The following is a 10,174-nucleotide window of genomic DNA, read 5'->3' as shown; positions in this document are numbered from 1 at the left end:
CCACCGCGCCAGGCGGAGGGGCGACGGGCGCGCCGGCGCTCGCAGGGGCGGCCGGTGCGGGCGCCTGCTGCTGCACGGAGGCGGGCTGCGCGCTCGCAGGGGCGGGCGCAGGCGAGGGAGCGGGCACGGCCGCGACGGCCGGGACGCGCTCGAGCTGCTTGTTCGTGTACCAGACGACGCCGGCAGCGCCGGCCGCGACGAGGAGCGCCACGGCGGTCACGCCGACCCCGACCGCGCGCGAGATGCTGCGGCGGCTGCGCGCCTCCTCGGCGCCGCGCGCCACCGACGAGCGGCGCTCGATCTTCTTCTCCTCGGTCTTCTCGAGCCCCTTGATGGGGAGCGGGATCGCGCCGGTCGGATCCACCCCGCCGCCCTCCGGCAGCGCGTCGACGAGCGACTTCACGCCGCCGAGGGACCTCGGCTCGGCCTTCTGCGCCGGCGCGCCGCTCGAGGCGATCTCCTCGCTCGCGAGGGCGGCCAGGGCGGAGGCCGCCACCGGCTTCCAGGAGACGTCCGCCCCCGGCTGCGCGGCGAAGTCGCCGCGCGAGGCCTCCGGGCGCGGCTCGACGGGGCGGGACCCCCTCCCCTGCGGCACGGGCGCGAGCTGCGCCGCGAGCTCCGCGACGCTGGAGAGCGGCTGCCAGTCGCCCATCCCCGGACGCCACACGAGCGAGTCGGGGCCGACGTCGCCGCCCTCCCACTTGCGCTTCACCTCGGCGATCGGCAGCGGGCCGACCTGCGCCTGCCCGATCGCGACGTACCACTCGGTCGAGGGCGCCGGGGCCGCCGCGATGCGTGCGGCGTCCTCGTCGCCCATCGCCTGCGTGGCCGAGAGGTCGGGCGCGGGCTCGGGCTTGCGCGCGGGCGCGTCCCCGAAGGCGTTGTCGAACGCGTTGCCGAGCTCGACGTCGAGGCCGCCGCTGGGGATGGGGGCGGACGCGGCGGGCGCGACCGCGGGCTCCTCCGCGGGGCGGCGGACGTGGATGACGGTCCCGCACTTCTTGCAACGGACCTTCACCCCGGACGGCCCGACCTTCTCGTCCGAGATCATGTACTGCGCGCTGCAGCTGTCGCAGGTGAATTTCATGGGTAAGCCCGCGTCGATCCTAGGTTTGGGTAGCGTCCAGCGTCAAGGAGCGGGACCTCACGCCGGCACCACGCAAGACACCCCGAGCTTCTCCCGGAGCGTGCCGTACTCCTCGGAGACGCAGAACCCCGCGAGGTCGCGGAGGCGCGTCTCCTCCCTCAGCTTCGAAACCTGGGGCTTCTCGGCGACCACCGCCCGGCGGACCACGTCGAGGTCGCCCGCCACGAGCGTGGCCACCCGGTTCGAGGTCAGCTCCGCGCCGTCGAGATAGGCCCGGACGTCGCCCGGGTGCTGCAGGTCGCAGTAGCTCCGGGCGAGGAGCTTCAGGGTGTTCTTGGTGACGTTCTCCGGCAGCGTGCGCTCGAGCTCGCGCTTGAGCTTCTCGACGAGGTGCGGATCCGCCGTGACGACGAACCGGGAGCTCCCCACCGAGCAGGCCGCCTGGAAGACGAGGTCGAGCTGGTCGTGCGGCATGAGCCGGGCGAGCAGGAGCTCCGGGCGCGCGAACGCCATCGCCTTCGCGATCGCGAACCAGAGCTCCTTCTTGGGCCGCTCCCGGAACATGTCCTCCGAGGCCACGAGGCCCGCCGGCTCCGTGGGCACGAGCTGCAGCCGCTGCGGGACGTCGTCCTTGCGGAAGAGCCGCAGCCGCCCCTCGAAGCCGAGGGTGCGCTCCACGTACTTGAACATGTTCGCGAAGAAGAGCATCGAGCCGCGCACGTCGAGCTCGTCCTTCTTCGGCGTGATCCCGAGGTCCTTCTCGCGCTGGACGAACATCCCGCGGGCGTGCAGCGCGAGCAGCGTCATGATGTCGGCGAGCGGCCCCTTCACGCGCTCGTGGAGGAGGAGCGCCCAGAGCGCGTCGTCGAGCGGCCGGCTCGCCTGATCGCGCGCGAACTTCTTGAGGCGGCCGACCACCTGGACCTCGTCGCCGCTCGCGCCGCCCAGGAGGTGGACGCGCACCTGCGCCGCGCCGTAGGCGAGGTCGTACTGCTTGCGGGCGGCGTGGAGCGAGACGAGCGCGGAGGCCGCCTTCTGCGGCTTCGCCCCGAGCTTCACGAGCTGCCGGTAGGCGGCGATCGCGCCGGCCTCCTCGCCGGGCTTCTTCGCGGCGAGATCGGCATAGGCCTCGAGCGCGGCCGCGTCCTCCGTGTCCGAGCGCGCGACGACGCCGTACGCGGTGCGGGCGCCGTCCTCGTTGCGGAGCACGTCGCGGTAGAGATCGCCGAGCGTCCGCCACAGCGCGACGCGCGCCAGCGCGACGTCGGGCGTCTTCGGGAGCCGCTGGATCATCCGCACGTACGCCTGCTCGAGGTCGGTCCAGCGCTTCCCCTTCGTGAGGATCTCCTCGATCTTCGCGAACGCCTGGACGAGGCGCGGGTTCCGATCGAGCGCCTTCTCGAGCTCCGCGACCGCCGCGGTCTCGTCCTTCACCTCGTCCTGCAGGACGTCGGCGAGCGCGGCGTGCAGCCGCGCCGCGCGGACCGGATCCGCCTGGACCTCCGGGCGGGCGATGATCTGCGCGAGCACGTCGGCGGACTTCTGGCCCTGGCGCGTCTCGCGGTAGAGGCCGAGGAGCGCCTCGGTCACCGGGAGCGCGGTGGGATCGAGCTTCGAGGCGGCGAGGAACGCGTCGATCGCCTGGTAGGGATCTTTGAGCCGGTCGCGACAGGCCTCGCCGATGGCGACGAGGTTCGCGAGCTTGGCCGGGCCCTCGAGGAGGGGCAGCAGCCGCTGCCGCTGCTCCACCGCGCCCTCCACGTCGCCCATCGCCTCCAGGGCGGCGACGAGGCTCTTGCGCGACGGCTCGTGGTTCGCGTCGATCTCGAGCGCCTTCTTGTAGGCGTTCGCGGCGCGCTCGGTCTGCCCGAGCTTCCCGGCGATCTCGCCGATCTGCCAGTGCGTCTCGACGACCTCGAGATCGGTGAGCGCGTCGCGGTGGTGCACGATCACGGTCGTGAAGATCCGGAGCGCCTCCTCCCACTGCTGCTCGGCGACGAGCAGGTTCCCGAGCCCCTCGAGCGCGGGCAGGTAGGTCGAGTCGAGCTCGTAGGCCCGGCGGTAGCACGCGAGCGCCTTGTCGCGCTTGCCGAGCTTCTCGGCGACGTAGCCCTGGCGGTAGGACTGCCGGCAGAGCTCCTTCGGATCCCCCTCGAGCGCGAGCGCCTCGACCACCCCGTCGAGCACGCGCTCCGCGTCCGGCCAGCGCGCCTGCGCGACGTAGATGTCCGCGAGCGGCCGCGCCGCGTCGGGGAAGCCCGCGGTGCGCTTCAGCGCCTCCTCGTAGTAGCGCGCCGCCTGATCGCGGTCGTCGCGCTCCTCGTGGTAGATGCGGCCCGCCGACGCGTAGAGGCCGGTCTTCTCCGCAGCGTCCGGCGTGTAGCGGGCCTCCTCGAGGAGCATCTCCAGGAACCGGTCGCGATCCCGCTCGCGCTCGGCGATCCCCTTCAGCGCGCGGAGGGCGGGCAGGCAGCCCGGGTCGAGCTGCAGCGCGCGCGCGTACGCCTCCTTCGCGCCGGCCGCGTCCATGAGCATGTCCTCGTGGATGGCGCCGATGCGGACGTGGATCTCGACCGCGTCCCGGGCGCCGCCGGCGATGCGCGCCTCGCGGCGCAGCATGTCGAGGGCCAGGTTCCAGTTGCCGCTCCGCTCGTACAGCCGGCCGAGCGCGGAGACGGCCTCGCGCGAGTCCGGGTCGAGCTGCAGGGCGTGGTTGAAGATCGCCTCCGCGCGGTCGACGCGGGACATCTCCTTCCACCACACCTCGCCGATGGCGACCTCGAGCGCGACCTGCTCGCGCCGGTCGGTCACGAGCGACAGGTGGTGCTGCATGACGCTGATGAGCCGGTCCCAGAGCCCCTCGTCGCGGTAGAGCCGCTCGAGCCCCTTCACGGCGGCGAGGTTGCCGCCGTCCACGCGGAGGATGGCCTCCTCCTTCTCGATGGCGGCGCGCGGGTCGTGCAGCTTCTCCTCGTGGATCCCCGCGCTCTTCGCGAGGATCCGCACCCGCTCGCGCGGGTCCTCGGCCAGCGCGATCTGCCGCTCGTAGACCCGGTTCAGCTCGGCGAAGCGGTCGAGCTTCGTGTAGAGCCGCTCGAGGCCGGCGAGCGCGCCCGCGCTCCGGTCGTCGAGCCCGAGGACGGTCCGGTACGCCTCGACCGCCGCCTCGTCGTCGCCGATCTCGTTCTCGTAGAGCGCGGCGATCTGGAGCTGGAACGCGATCCGCTGCGCGTCGTCCGGCGCGAGGTCGCGCGCGCGGGAGAGCACGCCCGCGAGGTCCGCCCAGCGCTGCTCGCGCCGGTAGAGGCCGGAGAGCGCCTCGAGCGCGAGCGCGTCCGCGCCGTCCAGCTCGAGGACGCGCCGGAGCGCGCCCACCGCCTCGTCCACGTCGCCGAGCTCGCCGTCGTAGATCTTCGCGACCTCGAGCAGGGTCGCCTTCTTCTCCTCGAGCCCCGCCGCCGCCTCGAGCTTCTGCTCGAGGGTGATGACGAGGTCGCGCACGCGGCCGCGCCGCTTGAAGAGCTCGGTGAGCGCCTCGAGGGCCTCCGGGCTCGCCGGATCCGCCTCCAGCGCGCGGCGGAAGGCGGCCTCCGCGCCCTCCAGGTCGTCGAGCCGCTCGTCGCGCAGCTTGCCGAGCCGGAGCATGAGCCGCGCGCGCACGATCCCGCGCGCCTCCTCGGAGACCTGCTCGAGCACCCCGGCGAGCTCCTCGTGCGCCTCGGTCTCGTCGGCGAGCCGCTCCGCCGCCTCGAGCGCCTCGGCGTCGCCGGGCGCCTCCCCGAGCGCGCGGCACCAGGAGAGGAAGGCCATCTCCTTCTGGCCGAGCTTCTTCTCGTGGACGCCCGCGACCTCCTTCAGGAGCGCGACCTTCTCGGCGGGATCGACCACGTTGGGGGCGAAGACGTCGCAGGCCCGCGTGAACGCGCGCCAGTTGCCGGCCGCCTGGTGGATGGCGCGCAGCGCGTCGTAGGCGGTCCGGTTGGCCGGGTCGAGCTCGAGCACCTTGTCGAGCGCCGAGGCGGCGGCGTCCGGGCGACGCTGCTGCTTCCAGAGCTCGGCCACCGCCAGCCAGGCCGGGATCGCCTCGGCGGGCCCGCCCTGCGCGGCGAGGAGCGCCGCGCGGGCCTCCGCCGCCCGCACGCCCTCGGCGGCTGCGCCGGCCGCCCGGAACACCTCCTCGATCCGCACCAGCTCGTCGGCCCCGTGCGGCTCGATGTCGAACGCGAGCTTCGCCTGCTCGATGGCCTCGCGCTTGTTGCCGGCGCGGAGCAGCACCTCGGCGAGCTCGAGGCGCACGCGCTTCACGCCCGCCGCGTCCTCCTGCACCGGCACGAGGCGGCGGTAGACGCCTGCGAGCGCCTCCACGTCGCCCTGCGCCGCGTGGATGTCGCGCAGCGCCTCGAGCGCCCGGCGGTTCTTCGGATCCGAGTCGAGCACCGCCTTGTACGACTGGGTCGCCTGCGCGAGGTCGCCGAGGCGCGAGCCGAGGATCGCCCCGAGCTTGTCGTTCAGCCGGGCGATCTCCCGCCGGTCCACGGTGGCCTGCACGCGCAGGCGCAGGTGCTGGGCGAGGTCCTGCCAGCGCTCGAGCCGCTCGTAGAGGTCCTCGAGCGCGGCGAGCGCGCCGTCGTGGCGCGGCCGCGCGGCGAGGAGCTCCTTCCAGAGCGCGACCGACTCGTCGAGGTGGCCGAGGTCGGCCGCCAGCGCGGCCATCTTGGCGAGCACGCGCTCGCGCGCCGCGGCGTCGCCGGGCGCCACCCGCTGCGCGGCGAGGTTCCGGAAGAGGTCCTCGCGCCGGCCGGCCGCCTCGTAGAGCTCCTCGAGGGCGCGGAGCGAGGCGACGTGGCGCGGGTCGGCCGCGGCCGCGGCCTCGTAGGCCTCGGCGGCGCGGTCCGGCGCGGCGAGCCGCTCCTCGCACAGCTGGCCGAGCCGGAACAGGGTCTGCACCCGGTCCGCCCCCTGCGCGACGTGGGCGCGCTGCGCGAGCACGTCGGCGAGGTCCTCCCACTGCTCGAGCCGCTGGAAGAGCCGCTCGAGGGCGGGCAGCGCCTGCGCCGCGGAGCTCTCGTCGAGCGCGACCGCCTTCCGGTAGAAGCCCGCCGCGCGGGAGGGCTCGGCGAGCTTCTCCTCGTAGAGCGCGCCGAGCCGGAGGGCGACCTGGGCCGTCTCCACCGGCGGGAGCCGGTCGAGCTCGTCCTCGTAGATCGCCGCGAGCTCCTCGTCGTGCCCGCTCGTCTCGGCGAGCGCGTCCATGCGGGCGCGCAGCGCACCGTCGGCAGGGTCCTCGCGGAACGCCTTGCAGAGCGCCAGGAACGCGAGCTGCGGGTCGCCGAGCTGCCGCTCGCGGAGCTCCGCGAGCTGCACGTAGAGCGCCTTGCGCTCGAGCGGGTCCGGCCGCTCCGCGGCGCGCAGCTCGAGCACCGCGGCCTGCTTGGCGGAGTCGCCGCCGCGGCCGTACGCCCCCTCGAGGATGGTCGCCGCGCGCGCGTTCGCAGGATCCTTCTGGAGCATCCCCTCCAGCCGGGCGATCGCCTCCGGGTGATCCGGGCGGGCCGCGAGCACCTCCTCGTAGAGGGAGAGCGCGCCCTCCCGGTCCACGAGGCGCGTCTCCTTCAGCTCGGCGAGCCGCTGGCGCAGCGGCACGAGCGCCGCGTCGTCGCCGGCGGCGGCCGCGGCGTCGATCTCGCGCGCGAGCACCTCGCCGAGGTCCACCCAGCGCTCGGTCCGGACGCAGAGCCGGTCCATGCGCGCGAGCGCGTCCCGGTCGTGCGGGGCGACGTCCAGCAGCCGGCGCAGGCTCTGGATCGCGCCGGCGAGGTCGCCGAGCCGCTCGTCCTGCACGGCGGCGAGCTCGGCGAGGAGCGCGGCGAGGCCGTCGGGCGACTCCTCCTGCGCGATCGCGCGCCGCAGCGCCTGCGCCAGCGCCTCGGGCTCTCCCCCCTCGCGGAGGGCGGCGACGAGCCCCGCGGTCGCCTCCCGGTCGTCCGGCGCGAGGTCGAGCAGCCGCTGCCAGGCCTCTGCAGCGCGGCGCGGATCGTCGTTCGCGAGCCGCGCGATGCGCCGCTGGTACTCGGCGCGCGCGGCGGGGTCGAGCGCGCGATCGGCGTGCTCCTGGAGCAGCGCCCCGAGCTCGTCCTCGAGGCCGGCCGCCTCCGCGTGCCGCGCGGCGAGCTCGAGCGACTCGAGCGCGTCGGGGTCGGCGGCGAGGGCCCGGCTCGCGGCGAGGAACGCCATCTCCGAGTTCTTGAGCTGACCGCCGTACACGGCGGCGACCCGGCGCAGGAGCGCCGCGCGGGCGGCGGGCTCGGTCTGGTGGGCCGCGCGCGCCTCCAGCACCTCGATCACCTTCGCGTGCTCGCCCTCGGCCGCGAAGATCGGCTCGAGGAGCATCGCCGCCTCGACCGCGGCGGGCCCGCTCCCGCGGGCGAGGTCCTCGAGCGCGGCGAGCGCGGCGGGGTGGCGCGGCACCTTCTCGAGCACCGCGCGGTAGCAGTCGAGCGCGCCGTCCGCGTCCGAGAGCCGCTGGTGGCGGATCCGCCCGAGCCGGTAGCGCAGCTCGGCGGCCTCGGCGACCAGGTTCGGCTGCCGGTCGGCGACGGCGACCTCGCGCGAGAGCACGGTGGCGAGCTCGTCCCACTTCTCGGCGGCGCCGAGCAGCTTTCCGAGCAGGCGCAGGGCGTTCGGGTCCTCGGGATCGACCGACAGGATCTTCCGGTAAGCGGCGACCGCGCCGTCCCGGTCGGAGAGCTGCTCAGCCATGATCTTCGCCACCTCGAGCAGGAGTTCCTTGCGTGCGACCGCGGCCGGAGCGACGTCGGCGAGCCGCCCGAGCGTCCGCGCCAGCTCGCGGTGCGCGCCGAGCTTCCGGTAAACGCGCGCGAGCGCGCCCAGCACCTCGGCGCTCGGCGCGACCTCCGCGATCTTCTCGTACCAGCGCGCCGCGGCGTCGGGCCGGCCGAGCCGATCCGCGGAGATCACCGCGAGGCGCCGCTCGAGCTCGAGCGAGACCTGCGGGGAGAGCCCCGGCGTGCCGAGCGCGTCCTCGAACGCGCCGGCGAGCTCCTCCCAGGCGCCCGTCGCCGCGGCGAGCCGCTCGAGCTCGGCGCGGGCACCGGGCGCGTCCGCGCCCCGCCTCAACGCGCCCTGCAGCTCTCGCAGCTTCGCGCCGAAGGCGCGCCCGCGGTCCCCGAGCCGCTCCTGGAGCGCCGCGATCTCGGCGAGGAGCGGCACCCGCTCGGCGTCGTCCGACGTCTCGAGCCGCACCTCGAGGAGCGCCGCCAGCTTCCGCGCGTCGCCGGCTGCGCGGTGCACGTCCTCGAGCACGCGCGCCGCGTCGCCGCGCGCGTCCGGCCGCGCGAGGAGCCGCTCGAGCCCGGCGACCGCGCCCGGATCGCGCGGCCGCTCGGCGAGCACGTCGGCGTACGCCTCGATGGCGGGGCGCGCGTCGGCGCCGGCCTCCAGGGCCGCGGCGCGCTTCAGGAGCAGCGGCACCCGCCGCCCGGGATCCCCGGCGGCGCCGTGCGCGAGGGCGGCGACCACCTCGAGCCACTCCGCGTCGCCCCGCGGCAGGAGCCGCTCGAGCCCCTCCAGCGCCGCGACGTCCGCGGGCGCCTCGGCCCGGGCGGCGCGGTACGCCTCGAGCGCCGCGGCCGGATCCCCGAGCTCCTCGGCCACGCGCGCCGCGTGGAGCAGGTGCTCGGCGCGCTCGGGCCCCTCGGCGAGCGCCGCGCGCCGCCGGGCGAGCTCCAGGAGCTCGGACGCGGAGCGCGCCGCTGCGTAGAGCGCCTCGAGGGCCTCGAGCGCCTCCGCGTCGTCGGTGACGGACTCGAGCACCCCCCGCCACGCCTGGATCGCCGGGGCGCCGCCGCCGTGCTCGGTGCGCAGGCGCGCGGCCTTCCGGCGCAGGGCGAGCCCCTCGTCCGGAGCCTCCGACCGGGCGGCCTCCTCCCACACGTCGCACAGCGCGTCCTCGTTCCCCGTCGCGCGGGCGAGCCGCTCGAGGTCCTCCGCGACCCCCGCGCGCGCGCCGCCGCCCTCGGAGAAGGCGCGGCAGGCCGCCACGAAGGCCATCGCGGGCTCGCCGAGATCGCGCTCCATCACGGCGCGGATCTCGGCGAGGAGCCCGGCGCGCTCGGCGGGATCCTGGATCGCCGCGAGGCGCCCCTCGCGCGCAGCGATGCGCTGGGCGTGCTCGCCGGCCTGCGTGAGCGCGGCGTCCGCGAGGTCGAGCGCGTCCCGGCCGACCTCGCCCGGCGTCGCCGCGAGCGCGACGATCGCGTCGCGCGAGGCGATCCGGGCCGGATCGCGGCGGAGGAGCTCGCCGTGCAGCTCGAGCGCCCCCGCCGGATCGTCGAGGCGCGTGCGGCGGAGCTCGGCGAGGCGCGCGGCGGCCTCCGGATCGAAGCCGCGCGCGAGGCGCCGCTCCAGCGCGGCGGCGAGGTCCGCGGGCCGGTCGAGCCGCTCGTGCAGCCGCTCCAGCGCTGCGCCCGCCTCCGCGTCCTCGGGGGCGAGGGCGGCCACGCCGCTCCAGGCGGCCGCGGCGCGATCCGGGTCGCCGAGCTTGCCCTCGGCGACGGCGGCCTCCTCGCGCAGCGCGTCCTCCCGCGCCGCGGGGTCGGTGGCGCGGCGCGCGATCTCGGCGCAGACGTCGGCGAGCTCGCCCCACCGCTCGCGCGAGCGGTGCAGGCGGCGCAGGGCGGAGAGGGCCTCGCGATCGCCGGGCGCGGCGGCGAGGAGGCGGCTCCACCCCTCGGCGGCGCGGTCCGGGTCCTTGCGGCCGTCGGCGAGCTCCGCGCGCTCGCGGAAGATCGCGGCGCGCAGCTCCGGCGGCGCGCTCTCGCCGATCGCGTCGTACACGCGGGCGCACGCCTCCTGCTCCTGCGCCTCTGCGGCGAGGCGCCGGAGCTCGGCGCGGTGCGCGGCGTCTGCGGGCGCGGCGCGCACCGCCTCGGCCATCGCGAGGAACGCGAGCGAGACCTGGTGCAGCTCCTGGTCGTGGACCCGCGCGGCGGCGCGCCAGGCGGCGGCCCGGGCGGCGGGGTCGGCGGCGAAGCGCGCCTCGGCCTCGTGGGCGCGGGCGCGGCGGCG

2 protein-coding genes are annotated in these 10,174 nt (G+C 76.2%); both read right to left on the bottom strand.

Going from position 1 to position 10,174, the window contains the following annotated elements; all coding sequences use genetic code 11:
• The coding region (locus tag MNY60_RS22400; protein ID WP_242361933.1) for a GYF domain-containing protein at window positions 1-1,087 on the bottom strand (1,087 nt) is incomplete at its 3' end.
• Between the two features lie 57 nt (window positions 1,088-1,144).
• The gene (locus tag MNY60_RS22395; RefSeq protein WP_242361931.1) at window positions 1,145-10,042 is read right to left on the bottom strand and encodes a tetratricopeptide repeat protein; all 8,898 of its coding nucleotides are present in this window, start codon (window positions 10,040-10,042) and stop codon (window positions 1,145-1,147) included.
• Between the last annotated feature and the right edge of the window lie 132 nt (window positions 10,043-10,174).

This window comes from Anaeromyxobacter sp. SG17 (genome assembly GCF_022690695.1).
GTDB lineage: Bacteria > Myxococcota > Myxococcia > Myxococcales > Anaeromyxobacteraceae > Anaeromyxobacter > Anaeromyxobacter soli.
Note: the sequence above shows the minus strand (reverse complement) of the source record. Positions and strands in the feature narration are given on the sequence as shown.